At 57.9% G+C, this 14,592-nt stretch carries 14 protein-coding genes and 1 tRNA gene; 4 read left to right on the forward strand and 11 right to left on the reverse strand.

Annotated elements, in window-relative coordinates; translation table 11 throughout:
- Positions 1 to 470 precede the first annotated feature (470 nt).
- Complete coding sequence (locus ACP15P_RS11905) at positions 471 to 1,280, reverse strand: N-formylglutamate amidohydrolase (RefSeq protein ID WP_424928689.1); 810 nt, start codon at positions 1,278 to 1,280, stop codon at positions 471 to 473.
- Between the two features lie 174 nt (positions 1,281 to 1,454).
- On the opposite strand from ACP15P_RS11905, the gene ACP15P_RS11910 reads away from it, so the two are divergent.
- Positions 1,455 to 1,529, forward strand: a tRNA-Val gene (locus ACP15P_RS11910).
- A 91-nt stretch (positions 1,530 to 1,620) separates the two neighbouring features.
- Entirely contained in the window at positions 1,621 to 1,746 is a 126-nt protein-coding gene (gene ykgO, locus ACP15P_RS11915) for a type B 50S ribosomal protein L36 (protein ID WP_010141322.1), read from the forward strand.
- A 74-nt stretch (positions 1,747 to 1,820) separates the two neighbouring features.
- On the opposite strand, the gene ACP15P_RS11920 is transcribed toward ykgO, so the two are convergent.
- The 8 genes from ACP15P_RS11920 to ACP15P_RS11955 form a co-directional block, all read right to left on the reverse strand.
- Entirely contained in the window at positions 1,821 to 3,044 is a 1,224-nt protein-coding gene (locus tag ACP15P_RS11920; protein WP_424928690.1) for a phenylacetate--CoA ligase family protein, read from the reverse strand.
- Positions 3,045 to 3,053: 9 nt separating this feature from the next.
- Positions 3,054 to 3,878 carry an ABC transporter ATP-binding protein gene (locus ACP15P_RS11925; protein ID WP_424928691.1) on the reverse strand — a complete coding sequence of 275 codons (825 nt, stop codon included), beginning with the start codon at positions 3,876 to 3,878 and terminating at the stop codon, positions 3,054 to 3,056.
- 60 nt (positions 3,879 to 3,938) lie between these two features.
- The gene (locus ACP15P_RS11930) at positions 3,939 to 5,225 is read right to left on the reverse strand and encodes an ABC transporter substrate-binding protein (RefSeq protein WP_424928692.1); all 1,287 of its coding nucleotides are present in this window, start codon (positions 5,223 to 5,225) and stop codon (positions 3,939 to 3,941) included.
- A 32-nt stretch (positions 5,226 to 5,257) separates the two neighbouring features.
- Entirely contained in the window at positions 5,258 to 6,382 is a 1,125-nt protein-coding gene (locus ACP15P_RS11935; RefSeq protein WP_424928693.1) for a branched-chain amino acid ABC transporter permease, read from the reverse strand.
- 37 nt (positions 6,383 to 6,419) lie between these two features.
- A complete protein-coding gene (locus ACP15P_RS11940) occupies positions 6,420 to 7,406 on the reverse strand; it encodes a branched-chain amino acid ABC transporter permease (protein WP_424928694.1) in 987 nt (328 codons plus the stop codon).
- Entirely contained in the window at positions 7,399 to 7,851 is a 453-nt protein-coding gene (locus ACP15P_RS11945; RefSeq protein WP_424928695.1) for a hypothetical protein, read from the reverse strand. Before ACP15P_RS11945 ends, ACP15P_RS11940 begins: the two co-directional genes overlap by 8 nt.
- Positions 7,844 to 8,602: an ABC transporter ATP-binding protein gene (locus tag ACP15P_RS11950; protein WP_424928835.1), complete on the reverse strand. Its 759-nt coding sequence runs from the start codon at positions 8,600 to 8,602 to the stop codon at positions 7,844 to 7,846. The genes ACP15P_RS11945 and ACP15P_RS11950 overlap by 8 nt, the downstream gene beginning before the upstream one ends.
- A gap of 314 nt (positions 8,603 to 8,916) precedes the next feature.
- Positions 8,917 to 10,878: an AMP-binding protein gene (locus tag ACP15P_RS11955; protein WP_424928696.1), complete on the reverse strand. Its 1,962-nt coding sequence runs from the start codon at positions 10,876 to 10,878 to the stop codon at positions 8,917 to 8,919.
- Positions 10,879 to 11,170: 292 nt separating this feature from the next.
- Here ACP15P_RS11955 and ACP15P_RS11960 point away from each other — a divergent pair, with 292 nt between their 5' ends.
- Complete coding sequence (locus tag ACP15P_RS11960; RefSeq protein WP_424928697.1) at positions 11,171 to 12,322, forward strand: calcium-binding protein; 1,152 nt, start codon at positions 11,171 to 11,173, stop codon at positions 12,320 to 12,322.
- Between the two features lie 100 nt (positions 12,323 to 12,422).
- Complete coding sequence (locus ACP15P_RS11965) at positions 12,423 to 13,556, forward strand: calcium-binding protein (RefSeq protein WP_424928698.1); 1,134 nt, start codon at positions 12,423 to 12,425, stop codon at positions 13,554 to 13,556.
- Positions 13,557 to 13,610: 54 nt separating this feature from the next.
- Here the strand turns inward: ACP15P_RS11965 and ACP15P_RS11970 are convergent, their stop codons facing one another.
- Both ACP15P_RS11970 and ACP15P_RS11975 read right to left on the reverse strand, forming a co-directional pair.
- Positions 13,611 to 14,072: an Hsp20 family protein gene (locus ACP15P_RS11970; protein WP_424928699.1), complete on the reverse strand. Its 462-nt coding sequence runs from the start codon at positions 14,070 to 14,072 to the stop codon at positions 13,611 to 13,613.
- Positions 14,073 to 14,232: 160 nt separating this feature from the next.
- Positions 14,233 to 14,535, reverse strand: a complete 303-nt coding sequence (locus ACP15P_RS11975; RefSeq protein WP_424928700.1) for a hypothetical protein — start codon at positions 14,533 to 14,535, stop codon at positions 14,233 to 14,235.
- Between the last annotated feature and the right edge of the window lie 57 nt (positions 14,536 to 14,592).

Below are 14,592 nucleotides of genomic sequence, written 5' to 3' on the forward strand. Positions count from 1 at the left end.
GGTGCGCGGACCTCTCCCGACACCCACCGCAAAAACCCGCTAAACCCAAAAAATGGACGATTATTCGGCTTCTAAAACGCCTTGAATGTGCAACGGTGAAGAAAGATGCGAAAAAATTGGGCAGAATCGATCAAAATCGAAAAAAAGCGAAGATTGCCAGCCGCCACCCTTGACTATGCTGCGCTGCGACATAGATTAGGTTCATGATGCGTTGCATCATATACGCCCATTGGGCGTTTCCTCCCTAAACTTGGGCCGTGCATTGTGCACGGCCTCTTTTTTTGTGGTCTCTCAGGTAATATCAGGTACGGAAATTAATCAACCCATAACAGGCATTTACAGTAATTTACGTAAGCCTCACAGGGAACCTGGCCCCCAATCGTTTTTCTCAACGCGAATCGAAACGACCCCAAACCGTTTCAAAGATCACAGGAAGCTGGCTTTTCTCCGCCTGGGGCACCCAAACGCTTCTATTCCGCAGCAACCTGCGTCGGCGACGCTCCCAACCGGGTCAGTTCACCAACAGCTCTCGTAAGCCGCGCCCGTATTGCGTCAAAATCCCGGGATTTCTGGACCAGCGCCTCATGCATGTAGAGCGAACGGTTGATCTCGATCTGCAATGCATGAACCCCGCGCCTCGGACGCCCGTAGTTCTGCGTGATGTAACCACCGGCGAAGGGAGCATTCTTTGCGACCCGAAACCCCTCCCGGGAAAAAATTGCGGTTGCCGCCTCAACAAGCCACCGCCCACAGGCCACGCCGAACCGGTCACCCAAAACCACATCCGGTTTCCGGCCAAAAACACTGGTCGTGGAGGACAGCGCGTCATCCGGCATCGAATGACAGTCAAAAAGAATCGCGCGTCCATGCTTTCCGCGCGCCTCATCAATCAGGGACTGAAGCTGCCGGTGATACGGCTGCCAGACACCAACCACACGCCCAACGGCGTCATCCATGGATATTTTCCCGGATATGATGGGACGGCCCTCGGAAACGACACGGGGAATCACACCAAGTCCCGCAGCAACCCTCGAATTCACGAAACCTTTCGGTGCTCCCTCAATCAGGGCCGGATCCAGCTCGCCGGGAGCCCGGTTGAGATCCACCCAGGCGCGGGAAAGGCGTGCCGAAATCAGCGGACTGCCGTGATCCGGCGCCGCGCCGAAAAGCTCATCCACAAAGGCATCCTCCGACGAGCGGATTTGCAGCGGATTCAGCAAAAGACGGTCGCCATAGGGATTCGGGAACCCGGTTCCGCTGTGTGGTGAACTAAAAATCACGCACGAACCAGGTCCCTTCGGGAGCCGCAATGTATAGACCGTATTACTCATGCCACAGCCATAGTTCCCGAATAGTTCAACTGCAAACCTTTCCGGGCGCAAAAGGGCTTGAACAGGATCGCGCTCTTGAATATAGAGCCCCGAACGTTACGGAGACTTCGGGATCCGGACTACGGGCGTATAGCTCAGCGGGAGAGCACTTCGTTGACATCGAAGGGGTCACTGGTTCAATCCCAGTTACGCCCACCATTCCCTTCCCGGGGGATTTGAACGGCTCCGAAAGGGGCATGACGACACCAGGCGCAGGCTCCGTCCGCGCGCCGCAAAAAGGAGAGAGGCCATGAAGGTACGTAATTCGCTTCGCTCCCTGAAGCAGCGCCATCGCGATTGCCGCGTCGTGCGCCGCAAGGGGCGGGTTTATGTGATCAACAAGACCCAGCGCCGGTTCAAAGCCCGTCAGGGTTGAGACATCGCAGCGATCTGATCGAAAAGCCGCACCAACCGTGCGGCTTTTTTGATTCGGGCCCTCACACTCCCCGGTCATGAATAATCCCGCTGGTCATCTATGACCTTGCCATCGTTCGGCAGCGTGCCAGGAACCACCACCTCAACATCAGCCCGCAGCTTCATGACCGCCTGAACGCTCTCCATCAGCGCCTCAAGATTGCCGCCATCGGCCTCAACCCTCACCCGCATCCGGTCCTGCTCGCCCTCGCGGTCGATTTCCACGCGCGCCTTTCCGACACCGGGATGCCGCGCCACGAATTCCGCGACCTGCTCCGGCCGCACGAACATTCCCTTCACCTTAGCTGTCTGGTCCGCCCGCCCCATCCAGCCCTTGATGCGCATATTCGTGCGCCCGCACGGACTGGCACCGGGCAACACCGCCGAAAGATCCCCGGTCGCGAATCGGATGAGCGGATAATCCCGGTTGAAGGACGTCACCAGAACCTCACCGACTTCTCCCTCCGGCACGGGATCACCGGTTCCCGGACGCACAATCTCAACGATCACGCCCTCATCGACGATCATGCCCTCCATCGCGGAGCTTTCATACGCAATAAGCCCCAGATCCGCCGTGGCATAGCACTGCAGACAGGACACACCACGATCCGCGTATTCCTGACGCAATGAGGGAAACAGCGCTCCGCCCGATACCGCGGCTTTGGTGATCGCAGGAGACAGGCCCATCTCCTCCGCCCGGTCGAGTATGACCTTCAAAAAGTCCGGTGTTCCCGCGTAGGCAGTTGTTCCAATATCCACCGCCGCGCGCACCTGAAGGTCCGTTTGACCCGTTCCAGCCGGCACCGACGTTGCCCCCACCGCAGCAATGGCACTGTCGAACATCATGCCTGCGGGCGTCAGGTGATAGGAAAAGCAGTTCTGCACGATGTCACCCGCGCCAATTCCACTCGCATGCGCACAGCGCCCCAGACGCCACCAGTCGGCACTGCGGGACCCCGGTTCATAGATTGGACCCGGGCTCTGAAACACATAGTCAAACCCGCTGACCGGACCCGCAGCATATCCACCAAACGGCTCTCCGGCTTCCCGCGCGTCCATTAACGCCGATTTGCGCAAAACGGGCAGCTTCGCCAATGCCGTGCGGTCGCAAACTTCGGCCGGATCGATACCTTCCAAATGCTTCGCGAAACCAGGGGCCGTCTCCTGGGCGTCGGCGACCAGACCCGGCAACGTCTCCGCCAGTGCCGCCTGACGCGCGTCTGCGCTCCTCGTTTCCAGTTCGTCAAAATAATCCGGCATCCCACTCCCTCAACTCAGCCATCTTTTGCGCCGGCGATAGGACCGCACATCGCGAAAGCTCTTCCGCCCCTCGTCGCCCATGCCAAGATAGAATTCCTTTACATCCGGGTTTTCCCGCAACTCGGCGGCGGGCCCGTCCATCACAACCCGACCGGACTCAAGTATGTAGCCATAATGCGCGAAGCGCAGCGCAACATTGGTGTTCTGTTCCGCAAGAAGGAAACTCACGCCTTCCTTCTCATTGAGGTCTTTCACGATGTCGAAAATCTCCTCGACCAACTGCGGCGCCAGCCCCATGCTCGGCTCATCCAGCAGAACGGTTTCCGGGCGGCTCATCAAGGCACGTCCAATTGCCGTCATCTGCTGCTCACCGCCCGAGGTATAACCTGCCTGGCTCGTACGGCGTTCCCGCAGACGCGGAAAATAGTCATAAACCATGTCGAGATCGCGCTTAATTGCCGCCGCGCCATCCGTGCGGGTATAGGCACCCGTCATCAGATTGTCCTCGACACTCAGGTGCTCAAAGCAGTGCCGACCCTCCATCACCTGGATCACGCCGCGCTTGACCACGTCCGACGGGTTCAGTTCGGCAAGCGACTGTCCGTGATATCGGATCGAACCCTTGGTGATTTCGCCGCGCTCCGACTTCAGAAGATTGGAAACCGCTTTCAGCGTCGTCGTCTTTCCCGCACCATTTCCACCGAGCAGCGCCGTGATGCCGCCCGTCCTGACACTAAGTGACACGCCTTTCAGAACCAGAATGACGTGATTGTAGATCACCTCGATATTGTTGATCTCAAGCAGACTTTCCTGCCCGGCAGCAATTTCAGTCATCGTAACCTCATCCGGTCATCCCGGCCCGTGTTTGGGCCGGGAGATGATTGCATGCGAACCTCAGCCGCAGTCACGCGGTTCAATGCCATTTTCACTGGCAAACGCTTCCGCGTCGGCATCAATCAGCGGCTGGATGACCTCACGATCGGACGCGATGTAATCCGTGATCGCATTCCACCGCTGTGCTTCCGCATCCCACTGCTGCACCAGGGCCATGCCCGGACCGCTGTGGTTCGAGCAGGTCACGTTGACCTCGGGTGCAAACCCAGGCAGGCCCAGCGCCTCCATGGTTGCCGCATCCACGCTCAGGGCTTCCATTCCATCCCGCATCATCGACGCGTCAATCTCGGCAACTCCGTGGATTTCCTGCGCCGTCTTCACAGCCTCAGCCGCCAGCATCGCCGCGAACATGCCCCGGTTGTACTGCACCTGACCGAGGTTACTGCCGTCACCTGCGGCTTTGCCGGAATCGACCACATAGGTCTGCAGATCGTCAAAGATCGGGAAATCCGTGCCAACGCCGGTGAAGTTTACCGATTTATAACCGTGCGCACCCTCGCCCACTGGCAAAACATCCGGCTCCGCGCCCGACCACCAGACGCCGATAAACTTGTCCATCGGATAGCGGATATTCGCGGCCTCCTGCACGGCGGTCGAATTCATCACCCCCCAGCCCCAGAAGAACACGTAATCAGGCTTCTCACGCCGGATCTGCAGCCACTGGCTCTTCTGTTCCTGACCAGGGCTGTCCACCGGCAGGGTCGTCAGCTCAAATCCGTGCTTTTGAGAAAGTTCCTCAAGTGTCCGGATCGGCTCCTTGCCGTAGGCGGAGTTGTGGTAGAGCAGTGCGATGGTTTTGCCCTCAAGGCTCCCTTCCACGTCCAAAGCGTGTTTGACCATGATGGAGGCCGCGTCCCAGTAAGTACCGGGGTAGTTAAACACCCACTCGAAAATCTCACCATTGGCTGCACTCGTGCGCCCGTATCCCATCGTGTGCATGGGAATTTTGTCGGCTGTGACCTTCGGGATCAGCTGGTAAGTGATACCGGTGCTGAGCGGCTGGTAGACCAGTGGGCTTTCCCCTTTGGTCGCCTCATAGCACTCTACACCCTTTTCCGTGTTGTAGCCCGTTTCGCACTCAACGATGCGGGTCATCACGCCGCCTATGCCACCATCACGCTCGTTCAGGAGAGTGAAATAGTCCTGATAGCCATCAGAAAACGGCACGCCACCCGCGGCAAAAGGTCCGGTACGGTAGCTCAGATCCGGAAACACCAGATCCGCAAGCACGGGAGTCGCCCCCAGTGTCGCAGCCAGCGCGACCGCCGCAGTCTTCGAAAATCCCATTGCATCCTCCCTATGGTATATTTGTTCCATTCTCAGTGCGGGAACGGCCAAAGCCTCAGCTTCTCCTTCACCGTCCGCCAGATCGCGGCGAGCCCATGCGGCTCCACGATCAGAAAAAAGATGATCAGCGCGCCCACGATCAAAAACTCGAAATGCGCTGCAATATCGGTGGGCCAGCCAAACGACCCGACCATGATGTTCTTGAGCAGGACCGGCATCAGGACCATGAACGCCGCCCCGGCGAACGAGCCGAACATCGAACCAAGCCCGCCGATAATGATCATGAAGAGCACAAGGAACGACTTCTGAATGCCGAACGCCTCCGTGACCTCCACAGCACCAAGGTAAACCGAGAAGAACAGCGCGCCGCCGACACCGACAAAAAACGAGGATACCGCGAAGGCCAGCAGTTTGGTCTTTAGCGGATTGACCCCAATAATCTCAGCCGCGATATCCATATCCCGAATGGCCATCCAGGACCGCCCGATGCGCCCCCGCGTCAGGTTTCGCGCCACCCAGGCAAGAACAAACAGGATCGTCAGGCAAAACAGGTATTTCGCCGCCGGAGCCGCCGTTGGGCCGGAGACCTCGAACCCGAAAAACCCACGCGTCGGTGCGGTGATCTGGCCGGAAGCGGAATAGTTGTAGGACCACTCCCACTTGTTGAAGAGCCAGACGAGGAAAAACTGCGCAGCCAGCGTCGCCACGGCCAGGTAAAACCCCTTGATCCGCAAACTCGGCAATCCGAACAGCAAACCCACCAGCGCGGTCACCACTCCACCCAGAAGAACGGACACCAGAATATTCATCTGCGGCAGGGCATACCGCACCCATTCCCCGTCCCCACCGGGCAGATAAATGTCCATCCCGGTCATGAACTTGTAGCAGGCATAGGCCCCGACAGCCATGAAACCGCCGGTCCCGAGGCTCAATTGTCCGCAATAACCCACAAGAATGTTCAACCCGATCGCCGTCACCGACCAGATCAAAACGGGCAGCAAAACCGCGTTGGCCCAATAGTCGTTGATGAAAAACGGCACCATGCCAAATGCCACCACCAACAGCGCATAATAGGCAATACGGTCAAACCTGATCGGGAAGGTTCGGCTGTCCTCGGAATAGCTCGTTTTGAACTCACCGGCCTCACGATAGATCACAGGTGTGCCTCCGTTGCTGCATCAGTTCCGGTTCCCATCACACCCTCTCAATGATCTTCTCGCCGAACAGCCCCTGGGGCCGCACCACGAGGAACAGAAGCGCCAGAACATAGGCAAACCAGTTTTCCGTCGCTCCGCCGATCATCGGACCAATGGCAAACTCAAACAGTTTCTCTCCAACCCCGATAATCAGCCCGCCAACAATGGCTCCTGGGATCGACGTGAACCCGCCCAGCATCAGGACAGGCAGAGCTTTAAGCGCGATCAGAGACAGCGAAAACTGCACGCCCGATTTCGCGCCCCACATCACGCCGGCCACCAGAGCCACAAACCCGGCAATCGCCCAGACGATCACCCAGATCCGGCGCAGCGAAATCCCCACGGACAACGCCGCCTGATGATCATCCGCCACAGCCCGCAGAGCCCGACCGGTTCGGGTGTATTGGGAGAACAGCGTCAGGGAGATCACCAGAACAATAGCGATCAGGCTCGCCGCGATATCGAGACGGTCGATGAAAAACCCGTAACCGAACCACTCAAATGTGGTCGCTTCCACCGTCTCGGAAATTCCCTGCGGCAGGCCCACATCAATCGTCTTGATGTCCGACCCCCACATGAGGTCGCCAAACCCTTCCATAAAATAGGCCAGCCCAATGGTCGCCATAAACAGAATGATAGGTTCCTGATTGACCAAGTGTTTTAGAACCACCCGCTCCACAACAATCGCGAACAGGATCATCACACCCAGCGTCAGCAAAATCGCGAGGATCGCCGGCAACTCCCAACCGAAATCGTGAATCTCCGTGCCGAACACGGCGTTGATCAGATGCGCGAAAGGCACCTGCCCCGTCTGCAACCCAACCAGCGTCATCGCGGCAAAAAGCGCCATTACGCCTTGCGCGTAGTTAAACACGCCTGACGCCTTGAAGATCAGCACGAAGCCCAGTGCGACCAGTGAATACATCACCCCGGTCATCAGCCCGTTGAGCGTCACCTCCAACGCAAAAAGCAGCTGTTCAGGCATCAGCATCATCCTTCGGCACATCCCTGACCGGTTTCAATTCGCCTGCGGTCCCCGGCAACGCGGGCGGAGCCGTCAAATCAGCGTCCTCCTCCGCGCGGCTGCCGTCATCGTCGCAGTACGGACACAGAAACCGCAGTGTTTCGCGCGTCTCCGGTGCCAGATCGTTATCAGCCACAATCGCCTCACCCGCGCGGCCAAACATGACGCGAAACGACTGAACCTCCGCCGGGCTCAGCATGATCTTTTCATCCACCTCGCGCGGCATCCGCTCCGTGACCGCACCGACGAAATGCCTGCGAATACGCTCACGATCCTCCGGCGGGATCGCATCCAGCCGTGGGTCGTCCTGGGCAAACACCGTCAGAAACCTTCGGCTCAGAAGTCCCTCGGCAAATCCCGCCTCCGCCTCCAGTTCCCGGAGGAATCCTCTCACCGCATCACTCATGAGCCACCCCCAGATAGGCGTCGATTACATCCTCATTCACCCGGACCTCATCGGGCGTGCCGTCTCCGATCTTCCGCCCGTAGTCGAGCACCACAACCCGGTCGGAAATATCCATCACAACCCCCATGTCATGTTCGATCAGGGCAATGGTCGTTCCAAATTCGTCATTCACATCGAGAATAAAGCGGCTCATGTCCTCCTTCTCCTCGATATTCATGCCGGCCATCGGCTCATCAAGCAATAGCAGCCCCGGCTCAGCCGCCAGCGCCCGGCCAAGCTCCACCCGTTTCTGTAGACCATAGGGCAACGATCCGACCGGCTTTTTCCGGATGTGCTGGATCTCAAGGAAATCGATGATTTTCTCCACAATCTCCCGGTTCTCGTTTTCCTCGCGCTCCGCCGCACCGGCCCAGACCGCCTGGGAGAATATCCCCTGTTTCATGTGCGTGAACCGCCCGGTCATGATGTTGTCGAGCGTCGACATGCCCTTGAAGAGTGCGATGTTCTGGAACGTTCGCGCGATGCCCTGCTGCGCAATTTGGTGTGGCCGCATTGGCCCGCGCTTTGAGCCCTTGAACCAGATTTCACCCTCCTGGGGGTGATAGAACCCGTTGATCACGTTGAGCATCGACGATTTGCCGGCCCCGTTCGGGCCAATGATCGCCCGTATCTCGCCCTGACGAATATCAAACGAGATATCGCGTATCGCCGTCACCCCACCAAAGCGCAGCGTTATGTTACGCATCTCCATGAGCACGGGACGGTTTTCCGGGTCCGCATCCGGCGCCGTCTCCTTTTCAGTTTCACCCGGCGTCGGTTCCGGCAAATGCGTGAGTTCGACACCTTGCGCCTCCAGCTCCGCCTCGAACAGGTCCTTGGCCGTTACGTCCTCCGCCCTGACCGCAACAGTCTTTTCTGAAGGAACAATCACCGATTTCGGTTCGGCTGGCGTCTGCACCGGGTTTGGACGGGGTTTTCGTAAAGGCTCAGAAACCGCCGCATCCCGGCGGTTTCGTTCCGCGGCCAAAGCGACCTCGAGCGCGATCTGCCTGCTCCACTCCGAACTCATGCAGCTACCCTCTGCGCATCGACAACGGCAGCATCCCTGATCTCGAGCGTGGCACTGATCGATCCCTTGCGCCCATCCTCATAGGTCACTTCGGTCACGGTAGAGACGGAGGAAGACCCATCATAGAGAGCCGTGACCAGATCCGAGTATTTCTCCTCGATGACGGCCCTGCGCACCTTCCGCGTCCGCGTCAGTTCCCCATCATCCGCGTCCAGTTCCTTGTGAAGGACAAGGAACCGGTGCACCTGGCATCCCGACAGCATCTCGTCCTGCGCCAGGCTCCGATTCACTTCCTCGATATGCTCCTGAATGGTCGCATAGACCTGCGGCAGTCCAGCGAGCTCCTGATACGACGCGTAGGCGATGTTATTGCGCTCCGCCCAGTTCCCCACCGCCGTCAGGTCAATGTTGATGAAGGCCGTGCAGGTCTCGCGCCCGTTTCCGAACACCACGGCTTCCAAAATGTTGGGATAGAACTTCAGCTTGTTCTCGACATATTTCGGAGCAAACAAGCTGCCATCAGCCATCTTACCGACATCCTTGGCTCTGTCGATGATCTTAAGATGCCCGCTGCCCTCCTCAATGAAGCCGGCGTCACCCGTCGCGACCCAACCCTCCTCATCCTTGGTGGACGCCGTGCTGTCCGGGTTCCTGTAATATTCGACAAATGAACCCGGCGACCGGTAGAAAACCTCGCCACTCTCCGCGATCCGGATCTCCACCCCCGGCGACGCAACCCCCACCGTATCCGCGCGCACCTCGCCATCCGGCTGCTGCGTGATGAAAACACTGGCTTCGGTCTGGCCGTAAAGCTGCTTCAGGTTGATCCCCAGACCCCGATAAAACTCAAAAATCTCCGGCCCAATGGCTTCTCCGGCAGTATAACCGACCCGGCACCGCGAGAGCCCAAGCGTGTTTTTCAGCGGCTCGTAGACCAGAAACCGTCCAACCCGGTATTTCAGCCGATCCATGGCACTGACCGGCTTTCCGTCCAGAATAGCAGGCCCGACTCTGGCCGAATGATCCATGAAGTACCGGAACATCTTCTGTTTGATCCTGCTCGCATCCTCCATCCGGATCATCACCGATGTCAGCAGCCCCTCAAAGAACCGCGGCGGCGCGAAGAAATACGTCGGACCGATCTCCCGCAGATCCGCCTGCATCGTCTCCGCACTTTCAGGGCAGTTCACACAGAACCCGGTCCAGTAGGCCTGACCCATGGAGAAAATGAAATCCCCGACCCACGCCATCGGCAGATAGGCCAGCACACTGTCGGTTTCCCTTAACCCGTCAAACTCCGACGAGGCCCGCGCCGTCGTGATGATGTTCCGGTTCGACAGCACCACCCCCTTGGGCCGTCCGGTTGTCCCCGAGGTATAGAGCATGACACAGGTGTCATCCGCGACCTGCCCGTCGATAATCTGCCGAACAGCACTGAGCCCGTGCTGACCCGCGTCGCGTCCAGCCTTCTGGACCTCCGTGAACGCCTGTATGCCGCCATGCCCGTATTTACGCATTCCGCGCGGATCGACATAGATCAGATGCTCAAGACCCGGCAGCTTTTCTCGGATTTCGAGAACCTTATCGACCTGCTCCTGATCCTCAGCGATCACAAACCTCGCGCCGCAATGTTCCAGCACATACGCCATCTCGTCCGACACGGCATCCTGGTAAAGGGGCACCGGAACTGCGCCGCAGGCCTGTGCCGCGACCATGGACCAGTAAAGGCATGGACGGTTGCGTCCGATCACCGCCAGATGATCCCCAGGCTTCAACCCCAGGCCGTGAAGCCCGGCAGCGAGGGCCATGACCTCATCGCGGGTCTGCTCCCAGGTCCAGGACTGCCAGATGCCGAATTCCTTCTCACGGTATGCCGTGCGCGACCCAAACCGCTCCGCATTGCGCAGAAGCAGCGCCGGGAAACTCCCGGAATCCGATGGCAGCTGTTCCGACCCCATGAGTTCCTCCCTGAGCCAGATCGTTATTTTTTCGGGCGATCTCCGTCGCCTCATTCAGCACTGAGCCTAACAGCAATCCCGTACAGGTCCACTGATTTGTCGCACGCATTGGACGCTTTCCTGGCATGCCGCCTTGCGAGACAAAAATGTATTATTCAAACATTCATCGCGATGTTAATGTCGGACCATTGATCTGACTCTTTTGGGCCCAAGTATTTAAGACAACCAGACGATTTTTTCGGGCAGCCCAAATTCCGGATCACGTCATTTGATTTTTATTTGGAGGGAAAAAATGCCTGAATTTATTTTGAACGATGGCTCGACGGCCGGCTTTGAAGCGACCGCCGGCAGTTTCGTATTTGTTGGCCAAAACGGTGCACTTTCAACAACCACGATGCCAGCGATAGAATCCTCGGGCTACGTCGACGTGACAGTTCTTGGGTCAATTTACTCGAACTATTCAGAAGCGATTTATCACACCGGGGGCGGCCTCAATCTGATAGTCGGCGCGAATGGTTTCATCGGAAATTTCGCCAACCATCTTGATGGCCTTTACCTCGAAGACATGACACTTGTTACGGTCATCAACAACGGATTGATCTCCACCCATGCGACCGCCATCAACATGGCAGGGTATGTCTATAACGAATTTGTTGACGTCCAGGGACATGCCATCGTGAACACCGGGACGATCTCATCCGTTTTTGGTGGAGGCATCAACGCATCCACCGATGATGTGTTCCTGAGCCTCTCAAACACCGGAGAAATCACAGGCGCGTTTGGTGTAGCTGCTGAAGGCGGAGCCCACATAACCAACGCCGGCAGAATTGTTGGTGACGTCACCTACGCATTCCACTCGGCGTCCGAGGATGCCGAAGACACCATCATTAACAGCGGTACCATGATTGGGATGATCGAAATGGGCGGTGGCGATGACCGCCTCATCAACCGGGGTACGGTAGATGAGGTTGGTCTTGGCGAGGGCGACGACTTCTACAACGCCCGCAACGGCGGAATGTCCGGAGACATTACAGCCGGTGACGGCAACGACACACTGCGCGGAGGAAGAGAGGACGACACGTTCCGGGGCAACGCGGGCGACGACGAATTGCGCGGTCGCTCCGGTGACGACTGGCTGCTCGGTGGGGACGGGGATGATTCCATAGCCGGTCAGAAGGGAGACGACTTCATGAATGGCGGAAAAGGCGCCGACGTCTTCATCTTCGCGTCCAACGGAGGCTTCGACACCATTGCAAAACTGCAGTCGAACGACACGATCGACCTCACCGCACTGGGGCTGAACCGCTTTGGCAAAGATATCAAACCTCACATTGAGGATGCAAAAGGGGGAAGCAGAATCGATCTCACCGATGACTTCGATCTTTCGATCTTCGTCCGCGGCTCCGACCCGGACGACCTGAAAGCCTCCGACTTCCTCCTTTGACCCGGAACGCCCGCGTTCACGGGAAATCAAATCTTCCGCGCGACTGCTGTAACCCGGACCTGGCCCGCAAGGCCGGGATGCAGTTCAGAAGGAATGACACATGCGCGGATTCATACTTCAGGAAGATACCACCGAGGGGCAAACCCTCGACACCTTCGAAACGGGATACGTCGGCCGCGATGCGGCCGTGATCACGTCCGAGGTCGCCTCGGTCACTACCAACGGATATGTGGAGCTTTCGGTCTTTGGCACGCTTCACGCAATCAACGAACCCTCAGTCCTCCACACGGGCGCCTCTCTTGACCTCACCATCGCCCGCGACGGTATCGTCAGCGCCTCAGCCGACGTGTTCGCAATCTCCGCCGTTCCATCCATTGGCGCCTACATCGTCAATGATGGCCAGATCTACGCCGAATACGGCGCGGTTGGCGTCTACTGCGAAGGCCTCGGCGCCGAGATCAACATCTCAAATTCCGGAATCATCCACTCAAACTCCAGTGCCGCAATCAAGATCGACGGCGGCACCAAAGCCTCCCTCGTTTACAACACCGGAGAACTTCGCGGAAAATACGGCGTGGAGGCCGTGGGCGCCACCAACTTCATCAATCACGGCGAAATGCTGGGAACGCTCTACGGCTACATTTCCAGGGAAAACGCCACGGCGGACGAGATCTACAATTACGGCATCATCACTGGCGGCGTGTACACCGGCGACGGCGAGGACAGGATCACCAACCGCGATTACATCGATTACGTGGATATGGGCCTAGGAGACGACAAATACGTAAGCGGCCGGAACGGCTACATCGAAACCAGCGTCAAGGGCGGCGAGGGCGATGACGTCATCATCGGCGGCGACGACGATGACCGTTTCTATGGCCAGGCGGACGATGACCAACTCAAGGGCCGCAAGGGCGATGACGTGCTCAAGGGCGCGGCGGGCAACGACTACATCGCCGGCAACCGGGGCGATGACACCCTCTCAGGCGGTGGTGACGATGACGAGTTCGTCTTTGCGGCAAAAGGTGGCAGCGACGTGATCGAGGACTTCGGTGACAATGATGTCATCAACCTCACACGTCTTGGTCTCACAAACTATGCAACCGATATTGTCGTCAACATGCGCGACACCAGTTCCGGAACCTTCATCGACCTCGAAGAGGATCACGGCCTGACGATCCTGCTTGAGGGCGTCCTGTCCGCAACAGTGGTCGCCACGGATTTCGTTCTCTGACAAAAAAAGGCCCGCCGTGGCGGCGGGCCCCTCCGATCCTTCTGGATCTGCGGATCAGGCGTTGGCGCTCTGATCCTCAATCGCGTTTTTGGTCGAGATCTGGATCGTGCGCGGTTTAAGCGCCTCGGGCACCTCGCGGATCAGATCGATGTGCAGAAGACCATTCTCTGTCGTGGCCGACTTTGCATGCACGTGCTCGGCAAGCTGGAACCGGCGCTCAAACGCACGATTGGCGATACCCTGATGCATGTAGGACGGCTTCGGCGCGTTCTCGTCCTCGGCTTTGCGGCCGGACACGATGAGCTGTCCCTCACGGGCCTCAATGTTGAGATCGGCCTCGGCAAACCCTGCCACGGCAATCGAAATCCGATAGGCGTCGTCTCCGGTCTTCTCGATGTTGTAGGGCGGGTAGGTGTTCTGTGAAACATCGCCCGACATGACCTGGTCAAGCACATTGGCGAGACGGTCGTAACCTACTGTCGAACGGTAAAGCGGTGTAAGATCAAAATGACGCATTTGTGCACCCTCCTAAGGAAGCGATACGATGTTGCTGGACCCTCCATTTGGACGGGTCCCATTTTAGTCATCCAACCCGAATACCGGCGTTGGACACCATGGAATCTGGGAATATCCCACCCGTTTTCAAGTATCCCCAAACCTATTTTTTTGCCTTCTCTCACAACCCATCCGCGTTTGCGTCAGCCAAAACCGTCTCAAGGTTTTCCGCCGAAAGCCTGCGGTAGTTTACGAAGGTGTTTGCGCTCAGCACGACGAAGAAACCGTCCATATCCACAAGGACATATCCCTCCTCAAGCAGCGCCCGGGTCAGGTCCCGAATGTCATCCTCATAGAGCCGTCTTCGCCCCAGAAGCTGCCGAAGCTGTTTCGCTGACATGCGGTACCTGCCATTTGGTTTGCCGCCGAAGCTGTCCCCGTACAGCACCGCAAGCCTGCGCGCTGCGTGCCTGAATAGCATCATAACCCCTCCGTGATGACGATTTTTTATCTATAGACAAGGATTTTTGGCCTATGTAAA

This window comes from Amaricoccus tamworthensis (assembly GCF_049800875.1).
GTDB classification, from domain to species: Bacteria; Pseudomonadota; Alphaproteobacteria; order Rhodobacterales; family Rhodobacteraceae; genus Amaricoccus; species Amaricoccus tamworthensis.